General features: G+C 51.3%; 16 protein-coding genes. 7 read left to right on the forward strand and 9 right to left on the reverse strand.

What is annotated here, in order from left to right; all coding sequences use genetic code 11:
- Window positions 1-12: 12 nt before the first annotated feature.
- The 3 genes from AC1DUO_RS21500 to AC1DUO_RS21510 all read right to left on the reverse strand — a co-directional run bounded on the left by AC1DUO_RS21500 (window position 13) and on the right by AC1DUO_RS21510 (window position 1,952).
- Window positions 13-267: a hypothetical protein gene (locus AC1DUO_RS21500; protein WP_013576892.1), complete on the reverse strand. Its 255-nt coding sequence runs from the start codon at window positions 265-267 to the stop codon at window positions 13-15.
- A 349-nt stretch (window positions 268-616) separates the two neighbouring features.
- Window positions 617-1,273 (reverse strand): hypothetical protein, encoded by a 657-nt coding sequence (locus AC1DUO_RS21505; protein WP_013576894.1) that lies wholly within the window; start codon window positions 1,271-1,273, stop codon window positions 617-619.
- Between the two features lie 130 nt (window positions 1,274-1,403).
- Entirely contained in the window at window positions 1,404-1,952 is a 549-nt protein-coding gene (locus AC1DUO_RS21510; protein WP_013576895.1) for a helix-turn-helix domain-containing protein, read from the reverse strand.
- Window positions 1,953-2,050: 98 nt separating this feature from the next.
- Here AC1DUO_RS21510 and AC1DUO_RS21515 point away from each other — a divergent pair, with 98 nt between their 5' ends.
- On the forward strand, window positions 2,051-2,719 hold the full coding sequence (locus AC1DUO_RS21515; protein ID WP_013576896.1) for an AzlC family ABC transporter permease: 669 nt from the start codon (window positions 2,051-2,053) through the stop codon (window positions 2,717-2,719).
- Complete coding sequence (locus AC1DUO_RS21520; RefSeq protein ID WP_013576897.1) at window positions 2,716-3,039, forward strand: AzlD domain-containing protein; 324 nt, start codon at window positions 2,716-2,718, stop codon at window positions 3,037-3,039. The genes AC1DUO_RS21515 and AC1DUO_RS21520 overlap by 4 nt, the downstream gene beginning before the upstream one ends.
- 50 nt (window positions 3,040-3,089) lie before the next feature.
- Here AC1DUO_RS21520 and AC1DUO_RS21525 read toward each other — a convergent pair whose 3' ends face one another.
- Complete coding sequence (locus AC1DUO_RS21525; protein WP_013576898.1) at window positions 3,090-4,451, reverse strand: APC family permease; 1,362 nt, start codon at window positions 4,449-4,451, stop codon at window positions 3,090-3,092.
- A gap of 607 nt (window positions 4,452-5,058) precedes the next feature.
- Here AC1DUO_RS21525 and AC1DUO_RS21530 point away from each other — a divergent pair.
- Window positions 5,059-5,865 (forward strand): helix-turn-helix transcriptional regulator, encoded by an 807-nt coding sequence (locus AC1DUO_RS21530; protein ID WP_013576899.1) that lies wholly within the window; start codon window positions 5,059-5,061, stop codon window positions 5,863-5,865.
- Here the strand turns inward: AC1DUO_RS21530 and AC1DUO_RS21535 are convergent.
- Both AC1DUO_RS21535 and AC1DUO_RS21540 read right to left on the reverse strand, forming a co-directional pair.
- On the reverse strand, window positions 5,852-6,490 hold the full coding sequence (locus AC1DUO_RS21535; protein ID WP_013576900.1) for a LysE family translocator: 639 nt from the start codon (window positions 6,488-6,490) through the stop codon (window positions 5,852-5,854). The genes AC1DUO_RS21530 and AC1DUO_RS21535 overlap by 14 nt on opposite strands.
- On the reverse strand, window positions 6,487-7,779 hold the full coding sequence (locus AC1DUO_RS21540; RefSeq protein WP_119262076.1) for a hypothetical protein: 1,293 nt from the start codon (window positions 7,777-7,779) through the stop codon (window positions 6,487-6,489). Before AC1DUO_RS21540 ends, AC1DUO_RS21535 begins: the two co-directional genes overlap by 4 nt.
- 155 nt (window positions 7,780-7,934) lie before the next feature.
- Here AC1DUO_RS21540 and AC1DUO_RS21545 point away from each other — a divergent pair, with 155 nt between their 5' ends.
- The 4 genes from AC1DUO_RS21545 to AC1DUO_RS21560 all read left to right on the forward strand — a co-directional run bounded on the left by AC1DUO_RS21545 (window position 7,935) and on the right by AC1DUO_RS21560 (window position 11,578).
- On the forward strand, window positions 7,935-8,594 hold the full coding sequence (locus tag AC1DUO_RS21545; RefSeq protein WP_013576902.1) for a DUF1345 domain-containing protein: 660 nt from the start codon (window positions 7,935-7,937) through the stop codon (window positions 8,592-8,594).
- Between the two features lie 154 nt (window positions 8,595-8,748).
- Window positions 8,749-9,567, forward strand: a complete 819-nt coding sequence (locus AC1DUO_RS21550) for a transporter substrate-binding domain-containing protein (protein WP_015690384.1) — start codon at window positions 8,749-8,751, stop codon at window positions 9,565-9,567.
- On the forward strand, window positions 9,567-10,391 hold the full coding sequence (locus AC1DUO_RS21555) for an amino acid ABC transporter permease (RefSeq protein WP_015690385.1): 825 nt from the start codon (window positions 9,567-9,569) through the stop codon (window positions 10,389-10,391). The genes AC1DUO_RS21550 and AC1DUO_RS21555 overlap by 1 nt, the downstream gene beginning before the upstream one ends.
- 44 nt (window positions 10,392-10,435) lie before the next feature.
- The gene (locus AC1DUO_RS21560) at window positions 10,436-11,578 is read left to right on the forward strand and encodes an aminotransferase class I/II-fold pyridoxal phosphate-dependent enzyme (protein WP_013576905.1); all 1,143 of its coding nucleotides are present in this window, start codon (window positions 10,436-10,438) and stop codon (window positions 11,576-11,578) included.
- 88 nt (window positions 11,579-11,666) lie between these two features.
- Here the strand turns inward: AC1DUO_RS21560 and AC1DUO_RS21565 are convergent, their stop codons facing one another.
- The 3 genes from AC1DUO_RS21565 to AC1DUO_RS21575 all read right to left on the reverse strand — a co-directional run bounded on the left by AC1DUO_RS21565 (window position 11,667) and on the right by AC1DUO_RS21575 (window position 15,214).
- Window positions 11,667-13,451, reverse strand: coding sequence for a chitinase (locus tag AC1DUO_RS21565; protein ID WP_015690387.1), 1,785 nt, complete (start codon window positions 13,449-13,451; stop codon window positions 11,667-11,669).
- Window positions 13,452-13,740: 289 nt separating this feature from the next.
- Window positions 13,741-14,007 (reverse strand): phage holin family protein, encoded by a 267-nt coding sequence (locus AC1DUO_RS21570; RefSeq protein ID WP_119262077.1) that lies wholly within the window; start codon window positions 14,005-14,007, stop codon window positions 13,741-13,743.
- A 265-nt stretch (window positions 14,008-14,272) separates the two neighbouring features.
- On the reverse strand, window positions 14,273-15,214 hold the full coding sequence (locus AC1DUO_RS21575) for a LysR family transcriptional regulator (RefSeq protein ID WP_013576908.1): 942 nt from the start codon (window positions 15,212-15,214) through the stop codon (window positions 14,273-14,275).
- Window positions 15,215-15,240: the final 26 nt, after the last annotated feature.

Raw genomic sequence — 15,240 nt, forward strand, 5'->3', positions numbered from 1 at the left:
GTCCTTATCAAGTTAATTATCACGTTTATCTCTGCCAGTGATTTTATCAATCACTTTTGACAGAAAATAGAGGAACACCAGCCATACTCCGATACTGACAAACTTCATCGGCCAGGGTTCGACAAACATAATGCAAAGTATTGGGCCAAAAATAACTAACGGGGCAAATGCAAAGCCAAACGAATGATAGACTATAAAAGCCACCATGTTTTTTACTTTGATAATCAGAAAATTAATAAATTCCAATAAGCGGCTATTGGTTGACATTTATTTTACGCCTCATTGTTTCCCTGAATGCATGATCCCTACATATGACCTTGATAGATATAATGCCAATGGGAATAGGAACCGCCATATCATGTCCTTATCAAGTTAATTATCACGTTTATCTCTGCCAGTGATTTTATCAATCGCCTTAGACAGAAAATAGAGAAACACCAGCCATACTCCGATGCTGACAAACTTCACCGGCCAGGGTTCGATAAACATAATGCAAAGTATTGAGCCAATAACGATCAGTGGGCCAATAAGTGCTTCGAGACTATGACTTATTGTGAAGGTAATTATCTTATAAGCGATGTAGAGCAGGGACCGGATAAATTGTATAAATGGGTTATTATGCGGCATTGAGTTTCCTCCTCACCGTGTCCATTATCTTTCTGAATGCGGATTCCCCCTGTGTCACCCTGACATGTATCGCATCGACAAAGGGTTGTACTGAAGGCTTAAACAAAAAATATAGAAGGTCGTAATCCCTCGGTCTGAGGAGTTTATAGACTTCAGGATCCTCAGTTTCAAGAGCTTCTGATGTTCGTATTGAACGCTCTGTCATGCCTCCTATTAGCAAAACGCCGGTTAATGCAGATATCGGCTGATAGCGAAAACTGGCAGAGATGAAAGAGACTCGTTCTAATACTGAGGCAGTTATCAGCGCAATTATTATGTTGGTTCCCATTCGTCCAATGAATGAAGTAAAAACCGCCCTGTAAATTTTGTCTTGCTCAGTTTCTGAAACATATTTATTAAACTCGGTAAAAACCAGCTTAACGGCTTCAGAGATATGGTGATGATTCAGAATATCGTTTCTGATGGCATCCGCCATACGTATTCGCATCGTTTCATGTATGTAACGTGAACCGGTATCAAATATCCCATACACCATGTATCCAAAATCAACCGGAACGGTCAGTGCACCGTTTATCAGGCCATATACAGAATCAGGGGAAAGAATAATCCCGGCAATGCGCGTTGCAATATCACCAATGTCAGCCATGTCATCCCTTAGCCATTAATAATTCCCGCGCAAATTGTAGGGCATTAATAACTCAGCAACCAGACTCTTTATTGTATATATCTGCCGCGCAGTACCTCCGGGATCACAGATTGATCATTAACACAAAACCTTAACTCTGCTCCGATACCAGCACCGCCATGGTGTCCGGTTCCAGCGCGCGAAAGATATGTTCGACGTCGGCAGGATAGGAAATGTAATCTCCGGCATTCAGTTCCACCGGTGAGTCAACCAGGCCGACGAGGGCGCGTCCCTGGGTGATGATGATGTGCTCGACCGAGCCCTGCGGATGCGGGCTGGAGATACGGTCAGCGCCCGGTTGCGTGGTCAGCAGATAAATATCCCGGCGCGCAGCGGGCGGACAGGTCGCGAGTAATACCGCTTTATAATCCGCCAGTTCCGCCACTACCGCCGGACCTTCACCCCGGCGGATCACCTGCATTTTATTCACTTCCGGCTCCATCAGTCGCGCAAAAGGAATGTTCAGCGCCACACACAGCGCCCACAGGGTTTCCAGACTCGGATTCCCGTTGCCCGCTTCAAGCTGGGAAAGCGTCGATTTGGCGATACCGGCACGGCGGGCGACTTCCGCCAGTGACAGGCCAGCCCGCTGGCGTTCACGAACCAGTCCCTTCGAAATAACGCTAATAGGTTGTGACATAACCGCCTCATGATCAGTATAACGAACGATCGTTCGACTTGAAGAACGATACAGATTCGTTCATTATAATGGATACTTGTTCGTTATGGGATGAAATTATGTCTGCGCGTTTCTTTTCACCGTTGGGGAATGATGTGCTTAAAGCCATCTTTCTGGTGTGTCTGGCCGATGGTCTGGTCGGCATTTCTTATGGCTCGCTGGCGGTCGCAGGCGGTTTCCCGCTGTGGGTGCCGCTGATGCTTTCGCTGCTGGTGCTGGCAGGGGCGTCGGAGTTTCTATTTATCGCCATCGTCGGCGGGGGTGGCAGCCCGTTTGCGGCGGCGGCGGCCGGATTGCTGGTCAATGCGCGCCATTTACCGTTCGGGATTGCGGTGAAGGATCTGGTCGGCAGCAAAGCCATGAGCTGGCTGGGTTGTCACATCATGAACGATGAAAGCGTGGTGTTTGGCATCTCGCAATCTACCCATGAAAAACGCAAAACCGCCTACTGGTTATGCGGTGCAGGTATCGCCTTATTCTGGCCGGTCAGTGTGATGGCCGGGGCGTACATCGGCCAGTTCATTCCGGATATCAAAGCCATCGGCCTTGATGCCGTGTTCCCGGCCATTTTGCTGGGGTTGATTTTCCCGGCGCTGCGCAGCCGCAGAACGCGCATACCCGCTACCTCCGGTGCGCTGATTTCGCTGGCTGCGGTGCCTTTCGTTCCGGCCGGTATGCCGGTGCTGTTTTCCCTGCTCGGATTGCTGGCGTGGAGGAACCGAAAATGACCTCACACAGCCTGATGATCGCGGGAATTGCGGTGCTCGCCGCCGGAACATTTCTGATGCGCGTGGCCGGTTACCGGCTGGGTTCACGCCTGAATTTCTCCCCTGCAACTCAGACAATGTTATCGGATGCGGCGACCACCTTATTGCTGGCGGTGGCCGCTACGTCGGCGCTGTTCGAAGGTCAGCATTTCGCCGGATACGCGCGGGTCACCGGCGTCAGCGTGGCGTTGTTTTTAGCCTGGAGAAAAGCGCCGCTGATGGTGATTATTATTGCGGCAGCAGCAGTGACGGCGCTGCTGCGCGGGTTCGGCATTCAGTAGGCAGAAACAAGAATGGCTCCCGCAGGAGCCATTTTCACACCAGTGATGAGTTACGCTACGTCTTCGTATTGCGGTACCGGATTGCGGAAGCTTTTGGTCATGCAGGCCAGATAGATAAAGCCGATTGCGCCCCAGATCAGGCCGAGCACCATCGAGCCTTCTTCCAGATTCACCCACAACGCACCAACGGTCAGCGCACCGCACAGCGGCAACAGCAAATACTGAATATGATCCACAACGGTTTTGTTGCGCTGCTCGCGGATCCAGAATTGCGAAATCACCGACAGGTTCACAAACGTGAATGCCACCAGCGCACCAAAGTTAATCAGCGCCGTGGCGGTGACCAGATCGAAATTAATCGCCAGCAAGGCAATGGCGCCGACCAGCAGCACGTTGAAAGACGGGGTGCGCCATGTCGGATGGATATAGCCGAAGAAGCGTTTCGGGAACACGCCATCACGGCCCATCACATACATCAGGCGGGAAACGCCCGCGTGCGCTGCCATACCGGAAGCCAGCACGGTGATGCTGGAGAAAATCAGCGCGCCAAACTGGAACGCCCGGCCTGCCACCTGCAGCATGATTTCCGGCTGTGAGGCGTCCGGGTCTTTAAAGCTGGAGATATCCGGGAAATAGAGTTGCAGGAAATAGGTCGCCGCAATAAAGATCACGCCACCAATTAAAGCGGTCAGGAATATCGCCCGCGGGATCACCCGTTCTGCGTCTTTGGTTTCTTCCGACAAATTACTGATGCCGTCAAAACCGGTGAAGGAGAAACACAAAATGGTCGCGCCGGTAATCATCGGYACGGTATGCGCATTTTCACCCCAGAACGGTTGGGTGCTGGCGAGCGTGCCATAGCCGGTGCCGTGATTCACGCCATAAATCACCATGCCGGTGATCACCGTGATCAGCACAATCTGCAAGACAACAACCAGCGTATTAATGTTGGCGACCGTTTTGATACTGCGCAAATTCGACAGCGTCATAAAGCTGACCAGTACGACGACAAATATCCACGACGGCACCGACGGCACCAGCGCTTCAAAATAGATTTTTGCCAGCAGAATATTGATCATTGGCGCGAATAAGTAATCAAGCAGCGACGACCAGCCGACCATAAAACCGACCACAGGATGAATGGCTTTTTGCGCGTAGGTATACGCAGAACCGGCGGAAGGATAGCGGCGCACCAGCTTGCCGTAACTCAGCGCGGTGAACAGCACGGCGATCAGCGCAAAAGCATACGCCGTCGGCACATGGCCGTCCGTCAGGCCGGAGACAATACCGAACGTATCGAACAGTGTCATGGGTTGCATATAGGCCAGACCTATCATGACAACCGGAATCAGCGTAAGGCTTTTACGTAATTCCACGCGGGAAGGGGACCCTGTGACGAGGTTATCCGACATGATGTTGATTTCCCATGACGGAGAACGCTGCATATAAAGAGTGCTGCACCATTTATGATTCCTTGCGACAAGACTGTCGGTATCTGAAAGTAAATATCTATCCGGTACTTAGCCCGGCCTCTGGTATTTGAAGGTTTGCTTAATGAAAAATGCGTAGTTCAATGAACGAAAAATGAGTCATCCCCGTTTTGCGGGGCGCATATTTTGCCTTATTAAGTATTGAATTTACAAGCCGGATAAGAATAAACACGGTCAATAAATAAAACAGGCAGTCAAAACGAGCACGTATTGTCAAAGTCGTTTGCCGGTGGTTTTGCTAATTGTTTTTATCCTGTAAAACAAAAATGAATTCCCCGTTATTGCCGTTATCAAATATCGGCAGCGCGTGGGTGAAAATAACGACTGCGGCTATTAATCAACATTCATACAACATTCCGCCGGGTCCCGCTGCCCGGATTGACTAATGGGCAAAATCTGAAAATTTAGCCTGTTGCGATGAGAGATGAATTTTCCTCGCTTTTGTGGTTAACAATTTGTGCTATAAATTTCATATAAGAAAAACCAATGTAGCCTCTTTTCCGCACAGCAAAGATTTTCGGAGTGCAACGTGTCTCTTTCTATTTCTGAATGGACGATGGCTAATGAGATTGAATGCTCGCACCTGACAGCGAGCAATTCTTCATTTCCGCGTCATACTCACGACGAATATGTCATCAGTGCCAATCTGACCGGTACGGAAGAAATCTGGCTGCACGGCAAAACCGAACTTGTGCGCGGCGGCGATATCACGATTTACAACCCGGCCACCGTTCAGTCGTCGCTGTTCGGTAACGACAAGGTCGAATTTCTCAGCGTGCATATTCCGCAGGCTTTACTGCGTCAGGTGTCGGTCGATCACAATCTGCGTTCCGATCACTGCGCGCCGGTGTTAACCGAAGGCGTGCTGAGTAATCCCGCGCTGTTTTCGGCACTGTGCCATTACAAACGCACGCTGAACGACGACGATCAGGAACAAAATTTGTTGTGGCTGCTGGGGGCATTGCTGGAAGAACCCGCCAGAGAGCAGGAACAGTCTTTGCGGCCGATTACGCTGGCGCTCGATTTTATGCGTGACCATCTGACCCGCAAAATCCATCTCGATACGCTGGCGCAAATCAGCGGACTGAGCAAGTTTCACTTTGTCCGCCTGTTCCGCCAGCACATCGGCATGCCGCCGCTGCAATACCATATGCAACTGCGTTTGCTCGAGGCCAGAAATCAGCTGCGTAAAAATAATAATGCGCTGGATGTGGCGATAGGGCTGGGCTTTTATGATCAAAGCCATTTCATCAATACGTTCCGTAAGATGATGGGGATCACTCCCCATCTTTATTCGCAGTCACTTCACGCGTCGCAGGTACTTATACCAAGATGAACTCCCGATAACCGCTGATCACCACATACAGCGCAAAGTAAGAGAAGATCGCCGCTGAGGCTACATACGAATATTTCAGCATTTTGGTGCCCAGCATTTTTCCGCCAAGGCTGCCGACGGAACAGATCACCATCGTCCAGAACACACCTGCAATAAAGAAGCCGCCCAGGAACCACGAGGCATTCGCCGTGCTTCCCTGCCCCATGCGGGAGATCAGTGCCCCGCCGACGGCGGCAAACCACAAAATAGCGGTGGGTGAAGACATCGCCAGTACGATGCCGCGACCAAAATTCCGAATAACAGAACGTGGCTGCGCGCTGTCACCGGCGCTCAGATCCTCCGCAGGCGCGAGCGCGGCGCGGATCATTTTGTAGGTAAACCACATCAGCATCAGTGAACCGCCGACCCACAGCACCCAGCGCACACTCTGGTATTGCAGCAAAATGGTCATCCCGGCCAGCGCCAGCACCGCGTAAATTAAGTCGCCGATGCAGGTGCCGATGCCCAGCCAGAATCCATGAAAATACCCCCGCTGCATCGCCAGTGTCATCATGGCGATATTAGCAATCCCAATGTCCAGACACAGCGACAGGCTGAGTAAAAATCCATTTGAAAACGGCATCATAACGGGACTCTCTTAATTAACTGGTTGTATTCAATCATGTCATTGGTTGTACCGAGGCGTGCCATCAGGATTTCGACATCTTCCGGATTAGTGTGCGGACAATGTTGCAGCATGAACGCCTGCGCACGCTCCGCATCGCCCCCCAGCAGCGCTTCGCTCATCAGGCGGGTCAGATCGGCCATTTGCGGGTAAAACAGCGCCGGATAGAAATCAAGCGTCTCCGCCGACAGCTCAATGCAACCGTGTTCGCGCAGATAGTTGAACTGGATCCAGGCCGCACCAGCATCCGGATAACTTGACGGGCCGCGGCGCAGATAGCGCAACATTTCGAGGAAATAGATCCGCGCCAGCACGGTCCGGTCGAGCTGCAAACCGGTGGCCACCTGCGGCGTGAGGCACATCAGCAAACCAAACTGATCGGCCAGCGCTTCCTGCACTATCATCGATCCCCAGCGATCAATTTTGCTGAGTTTCGGAAAGACGTTCTCGTTACGCACCAGAGAATGCCCGAGGTCGTGCCCGCGGAACCAGGCAATCAGATAGCGCTGGCACACATCACTGTCTGGCAGCATGTCTTCGGCCCAGCCCATTTTGGCGGCTTCGGTACGTGAAAACAGCTCGAACAATTGCTGATACGTATTGGCAAACACCACCGTGCGTTTGACCGGCGAATACTTCAGCCCCTCGTCTTCCGGGAAGAAATAGGCAAAATGTTTGGGATAGGTATTGGCTTCACCGGCAATGCCAAAGAGGTTGATAATTTTGTATGCGCAGCCCGGCATCGCCAGTAAATCGGCGGCGATTTCCTTTTGCAGATACAGTAAGCTTTCCGGAAACAGGCTGTCCATCACGTCGGAAACTTCCTGCAAAACCGGGGCAGGTTCACCAAACCACGACGAATAAAAACTCTGTTTGGATTTTCCCACCCAGGTGGACGTGTTACCGATGCCCAGCACCAGTTGCTGTTCCTTCAGGCCAGCAATTTGCGGTAATACCGTTTTTCCGCAACTGTCATCTGCCAGCATTTCCGCCCGTAAAAACAGTCCGCGCCGGGTATCGGGATCATCAAACAGCGGCGCTAAACGGAAACACTGAATCGACATCTCTTCACGCAGGGCATCCAGCAAACGGCTTTCACAGGCCGCTTCCAGCTGGTTGATGGCTTCGGTCAGACGCAGGCAATAATGAATCGTTTGCAAAGCTTTAGGACTTAAATTTTCCGGGGCATCCAGATCCATCATGGATACCTGATATGCCGGGGCGGCTGGCCAAAATGATGTCGTAAACATAGTTTCAAACCCTTGAGCGCAATGGAGAGAAACTACTTAAACACTCCCCTGCGGCGGGGTATTGGAAGAAATTGCGCATAAGTCTGCACGCCGGATATTGCCCCCGGCGACTACAGTTAATCTATCCCCGTTTCTTTTACCAGGTGCCTGACATCATGAGTTTCTCTCTGCGCCATTATCTGCACGTTCGTGGCCGTTTACTGATTTCTATTGTTGCTGGTCTGATTTGCTTCTTCGCGCTTCCCCCGCATCTGGGAATTTTGCAGCGGCTGATGATTGGCTGGAATGTGCTGGCATGGATGTATCTGTTTTTCCTGTGGTTTCGCATGCTTCGCACCGAAGCGAAGGATATCCCGCACATCGCTAAGACGCAGGATGAAAGCGCCAGTCTGGTGCTGACGCTGGTCACGCTCACCTGCCTGGTGAGCATTCTGGCGATCCTGATGGAACTCGGCTCGCTTAAAGCGCTGACGGGAAGCGCAAAAACCCTGCATATCTTGCTGACCGCGACTACGCTGATTGCCTCGTGGGCGCTGCTGCCGACCTCTTTCGCCATGCATTACGCCCATCATCACTATCTGCGGCAGACAAAAGACATCACGCCGATGATCTTCCCGGAAAAGCCTGAGCAGCCCGGCTACTGGGATTTTCTCTATTTCTCCTTCACCATCGCCGTCGCCTCACAAACCGCCGACGTCGCGACCGGCACCACCGATATGCGCCAGATTGCCCTGTTGCAGTCGGTCATTTCCTTTGTCTTTAATCTGGCGATTTTAGGGTTGTCCATTAACGTCGGGGCGGGATTACTGAGTTAACCCCGGGTTGAAGTAATGCGCTGTCATTGGGAGGATTTCCCGCAGAGTTCACTGTAAGTCAGAAAAGGTTTAATTTAGACTTCTATACGTCTAAAAGTTAGTGTAGGTTTTCACAATAAATTCCCATTCTGGTTACGTTTAAGGAACTCCATTTATGCGCACTCCGTTTGTAGCTGTGACTCTCCTTGCCGCCACACTGTTTTCTGCTGCCTCATTTGCCGGTGCGACGCTGGATCGCGTGACCCAAACCGGTGTGCTGCGCAATGCGATCGTTAACGATTACCCGCCGTTTGGTTTTATTGATGATAATAACCAACTGGCCGGTTTTGACGTGGATGTGGCGAAAGCGGTGGCGCAGCGCATGGGCGTAAAACTTGAAATCATCGCACCGGGCTGGGAAACGATTGTCGGCGGCAAATGGCAGGGTCGCTGGGATACCTGTATCTGCTCGATGACGCCAAACACCGAGCGCGCCAAAGTACTGGATTTTCCGACGCCGTATTACAACTCTCCGGCGGTCTTAGTGGTCAATAAGAAAGACGACCGCATTAAATCGGCGGCCGATCTGAGCAATAAAAAGATTGGCGTCGGCATTGGTTCAACCTACGAAACCTATCTGCAAAAAACGCTGGTGATCCCGGGCAGCAAGCCCATCACATTCCCGTTCGATAACGTACACGTGATCCCAAGTGACGAAGAAGTGGCGTTCCAGAATCTGGCGCTCGGGCCGGGTGTGCGCCTCGACGGCGTGGTGTCAGATTTAGCCACCGCGAATGCCCGCATCAAACGTGCGCCGGTGTTTAAAATTGTCACCGAGCTTTATGCTGAACCGAACTGGGTAGCCACCGACAAAGGTGACGCCGAATGGGACAAGAAAGTGGCCGATACCATCAAATCGCTGCGCGACGATGGCACGCTGGCGAAAATCTCTCAGCACTGGCTGGGTGAAGATATTACCCACGAGGTACCGTAATGCCACAAATCCCGGACAGCCAGCCGAAAGTGGAAACGCCGGAACGCTGGCACCACGCACATGCGTTTAAATTTAAAACCGGGCTGACGTGGCTGATTTTGCTCAGCCTGCTGCTCGGCACATTCAGCAAAATGGGGCTGGACTGGAGCCTGATTGGGCAGAAATTGCCGTTCCTGCTTGGCCTGCGCCTGTCGCCGGACGGCTTTATTCAGGGTGCGGCGCTGACCATTATGATCACCGCCTGCTCGATGTTTTTCTGTCTGCTGATTGGCCTGATTACCGCGCTCGGCCGGATGTCTGAAAATGCGCTGGCGTTTGGTTGCGCGACGTTTTATGCCTCGCTGTTTCGCGGCACGCCGCTGCTGGTGCAGGTGCTGATTATCTATCTGGCGCTGCCGCAGGTGGGAATTGTGCTCGGGGCGCTCAGCTCGGGCATTATCGCTCTGTCGATGAACTACGGCGCGTATCTGGCGGAAACTATCCGCAGCGGCGTGCTCTCGGTGCCGCGCGGTCAGCAGGAAGCCGCGCTGGCGCTCGGCGTGTCACGCTGGACGGTGGCCGTTCACGTCACCGCGCCGCAGGCACTGCGCATCATTATCCCGCCCGCCGGGTCGATGTTTATTTCGATGCTGAAAGATTCGTCTCTGGTGTCACTGATGGGTCTGTGGGAGCTGAATTTTCTGGCGCAATCCTACGGGCGCAGCACCTACCGTTATATGGAAATGCTGGCGACCGCTGCTGCGATCTACTGGATTATGTCAATCGTGCTGGAACTGCTGCAAAGCCGCCTTGAGCGCCGTTTTGCACAAGGCCACCGCCGCTAAACTTTTTATTTTCAAATGCTCTGACTTCTTATCGCAGGTATATCATGGCTTTTCCTGAAGATTTCCGTTTAATCAGCTATCTCTCGCGCCTCGAACACGCTGTGCGTTTTCCGCTGTCCTCTTCCTATCCTGAATCGATGAGCCTGGATACGTTATTTGAACTGGCAGGGAAAGAACACCGCGCGCCGTTCATGCAGACCATGCTGGATTATCCGCCACTGCGCGGAACGCCGGAACTGCTCGACGCCATCGCCTCGACCTATAAAAATGTCACCGCGCAGGACGTCATCAGTTTTGCCGGTGCCGACGAAGCGATTTACGCCAGTTTTCAGATGTTGCTCAAATCCGGCGATCACGCCGTGGTGATCACCCCAAATTATCAGTCGCTGGAAAGCGTGCCGTTATCGCTGTGTGACGTCACCGGCGTGGCGCTTGATGAAAATAACGACTGGGCGCTGGATACTAATCAAGTCCGCGACGCGCTGCGCGCCAATACCAAAGTGCTGGTGATTAACTTTCCGCACAATCCGACCGGCGCGCTGATTAGCCGTCAGCAACTCGACGAACTGATCGGGTTATGCCGCGATCGCGGGATCTGGATTTTCTCGGACGAAGTGTACCGGCTGACAGAGTTTGATCCGGCAGACCGGCTGCCGCAACTGGCGGATATTTACGAACGTGGCATTTCGCTGAACGTGACCTCCAAAGCTTACGGATTACCGGGGCTGCGCATCGGCTGGGTGGCCTGCCAGGATAAAGCGTGGATGCGGGAACTCGAGCGCATGAAGCAGTATCTGTCGATCTGTAATTCCATGCCCGGCGAGTTTCTCACCACGGTGGCACTCAATGCCCGCGCACCGATCCTTGAACGGGTGATGGAACGCTCGCGCCGCCAGCTCGTAACACTGACTCAATTTCTGGCGCAATACCCGCACCTGTTCAGGCTCAGCGTGCCGAAAGCCGGTGTGCTGGCGTTCCCACGTTTTACCGGTGAGCAAGGCGCAGAAGCCTTTGCCACACAACTGGTGGAAGAAGCCGGTGTGATGGTGATCCCTTCTGTCGCCTACGCATCAGAACTGAACAGGGTGTCGGAAGATTTTCTGCGTATCGGTTTTGGTCGCGAAAATCTTGATGAAGCACTGGGTGAAACGGGGAGATGGCTGGACAAACGCGGCCAGCAGGGATGAAAAAAATGGGCGCGGAAATCGCACCCATTTTAGTTTTCCCCGATGAACGGAAACCGGACTTGCCATTGATTTGTTAATGACTTACATGTTACTTACAGGCTTTGATCTCTTTCCACTGTGACCATTCGCCAGTGAACGACGGGTTACCTGGCTCATTGTTCTGAGTCCAGTAATTCGCGAGATACTCCTTACCTTTCCAGTTAACACTTTCTCCGCCGTTATACACTTTACCGGCATCCCAGTTGTCAGCGCAGCCGGTGCTGGTGCCTTCATCAGGGATCGGCAATACCTTCGGTGTGACCGTCAGCACGTAGGTGGCCACACTGCTTTTCTTCCCGTCGGACACGGTGAGGGTAAAGTTGAAGCTTTGCTTAGCGGTGACCACGGGTGCGACAAAACTCAGCGATTCACGATCGTGACCGGCGAGGGTGGACCCGTTCGGCAGCAACCAGCTGTAGGTCAGTTTATCGCCGTCAGCGTCGGTAGATTCTGCTGCATTGAGCGTCACATTCGCCTGGCTTTCCACATCACCAATCGGACCGGAGAGTTTTGCCACCGGCGCTGAATTGCCGTCAGCCGGGGCTGGTGTCGGTTCCGGTGTTGGTGCTGGCGTCGGTTCAGGAGCAGGTGTCACCGCTTCTTCTTTACCGGCATCATCGACCACTTTCACGTTAAAGAAGTGCTGGACGCAGCGTTTGTAATCGCCCTCTTTGAACGCGGAGAACGGCGTCTGATAACCGACCAGCTGACAGGAATACGTCAGGCCAGTTGGCGTTTCTGATGACCATCCCCAGTCCTGTTCCCAGTACTGCGGCAGCGCACCGGCGCCACCTTCATCAAACTGTTTCATGTTTTTACAGCCCAGCACTTCATTAGCCGGAACCGGCACTTTCAGGTATTCCGCTTCGCTTTTGTAGTAGGAGATACGGTTCAGGCCCTGCGCGATTTCCTGCGAGCCACCGCACTCAACACCGCCATTGATGATCTGAATAGTCACGCCGAATCCCGGCACCAGACCGTTGGCTTTGTCACGATCGTTCGGCTGCCAGGTGCCGTCGATCACATGCAGCATGCTCGGCTTCGGTGCCTGCGGCGTGACGTAGAAGAATACCGCACTGGCAAGGTTCAGCCAGGTATCCGCCACCAGTTCCGGTTTATCCAGCAGGGTTCTGACCGTGCCGAACATCGCATCGGAGAACGGGCCGTAGTTATAGTTATAAGAAAGTTGTTTGGCACCGCGACCGAAGTAGCTGACAAAATCGCCGTCGGCATCTTTGCCGCAAGGCCAGGTTTGTCCCTGCCAGACATTCGGATTACATTCGCCGTTATAGCCGCCTTTCTGCCCTTCTTTCCAGCCCATTTCTCGCAGATAGACCAGCCCCTGACGCCATTCGGCTTCCGGGCGCCAGCTCTCGTGGCCGCCGGTTTCCTGTGCGAAGTGTGCAAACATGGTGGCAAGGCCTTTACGGCAAATGGCATCCGAATCACGTCCGTCGGTATACGTTCCGCACACGGCCGGGAACTTGCCGATGGCCTGCAGGAATTTGGTGTAGGTATAGCTCGGGTCACGCAGCGGGAAAATGTGTTCCCACTTATCACTGCCCAGAATGCTGTCCACCCGCTTCACGTTAGCCGGGTTATCGCTGCGGCCGGGAGCGATTTTATCGACGGAAGCATTATCCAGTGTGCGGATAGACGCCTTAACCTCCTGCATCAGCGGGTTTTGAGTCAGGCTGTTTTCTTTTTTAATCAGATCACTTTCTTTGATGACATAGGGATCCGACGTATCGGCTGCCATTGCCGGAGCAACACAGGCCATCAGACAGGAGAGTGTAATAAGATTCAAAAGGTATTTATCTTTAGTTCTGCGCATAAGGACAACCTTATATAAATAGTCGAAGTTAAATGCTGAAAATTATTTCTGCATAACATTAACCGGTCAGAGTTTCTGTACTGCCCCCTGCCCTGTCAGTCAAAAGGCTAATCGCATAAGCGCATACAGGCTAATAAAAACAAAGCCATAAACATCATAAAAAACGGATGATATTTATTAAAAACCACTTATAAATTTATTCGAAGAACAATAAAAAATGCGGACTGATCACCCGGAATCAGTCCACATACTTATGAACAAACTTTGAATACTTAGTGAATAAAGTTGTTTACCGTCGGGCCAGTGTAAAAGTTCCCGCCAATTTCTTCACCCGGTCCCCTGCCAGAATTAATAGTGGCCCGCCTAACACACCGCCTATACCGGAGGTCATCAGGATCATGTTAAAACCCATATCCCTTTCGATGAAAACGATGCTTAGCAGGAAACCTGTGAAACACGACACAACGATTTGCGTAAAACATTTATAAACATCCTCCACAGTGGGCTTACTTTTGCAGCGCATGATAAATCGCACCAGGCCACCCCAGGATGACATAACTAATATAGAAACTAATAACTCAAATTATATAAACACAACTTCGTTAGCATGAAGACTGATCATGACGAAAAACCTCATAGATTAACTAATAAAGATTGAGATAACTGCGACAATGATAATCCGGCCATCATCAAAGCCATAATCACTTCAGTTCAATAATTAATTTTGATAATCCGGCGCTGATTTTTTATTAAAAAAAAATCATTAAAAAATAAACAAACACTCTCTTAAATCACGTTAACCGCATTTCTTGCCACATCCTTCATATTGATTCCGCGCTTTTCAGCTGTGACATCACCAGATGAACATAGCGTCGCTTACTGCTGTTTGAAAGGTAATTCATGTAGACCGGAGAGTCCTTTATTGAAATTTCTTTAGGTAGATCAAAGCACTTTAACTTGCAATGCCGCTCCCTGATAAAGTAATCCGCCAGCACCCTGGGTAACACAGTGAGCATATCACTGCGTTCGAGCGCGCTGATGATACCGTTGATGGAAGAAGAGCGGTAAATGACTTTAACCAGACCCGCGTAAGGTGCATTAATCGTCAACGTCGTGCCGAGAAGACCGGTAAAATCATTATARATACCGTCGTTATAGACAGCGTGAGGTAATGCGTAGTAATGCATTAACGCCAGTTCTCTCTGGTTGGACAATAAACTGCTGGCACCGCACAGGATAACAAACTCATCCATGGCATCAATTTTTATTGAGGTGATTTTCTCATGATTCAGAGCATGATGCGAAATAACAACATCGATATTTGCCTGTAACAAACTCCTTACCATTTCATCACTCTTAATATTCGTTGAATTAGAAAATTCGACCTTTACTGACTTTCCACTTTCGTTCTTATACATCCGGTTAAAATAATAGTCCTCCAGAACATCCGGACACATTACCCGCAATATGGCACCCGATGGCCCTTCGGTTCTTGAGGACTGTAAAACATCTTCAATAATCGTAATGGCGTTTACAAAAGAATCATGGATATCCAGCGCAGTGGCGGTGGGTTTCAGACCCGTGGCCGTGCGGTAAAACAGTTCTTCACCCAGATGTCGTCTGAGCTTATTTATCGATAAGCTTACTGCAGAAGGTGTAAGATTCAGATTTTCTGCTGCTTTTGAAATATTCCCAGAAACAATCACTTCATTCATTATCTTGATAAGATTGTAATCAAAGTTAATTGTACTTGACTCGTTCATTATTTACTCTCCAGATAAAGGGGGCG

This window comes from Rahnella sp. P4_A8 (genome assembly GCF_056402435.1).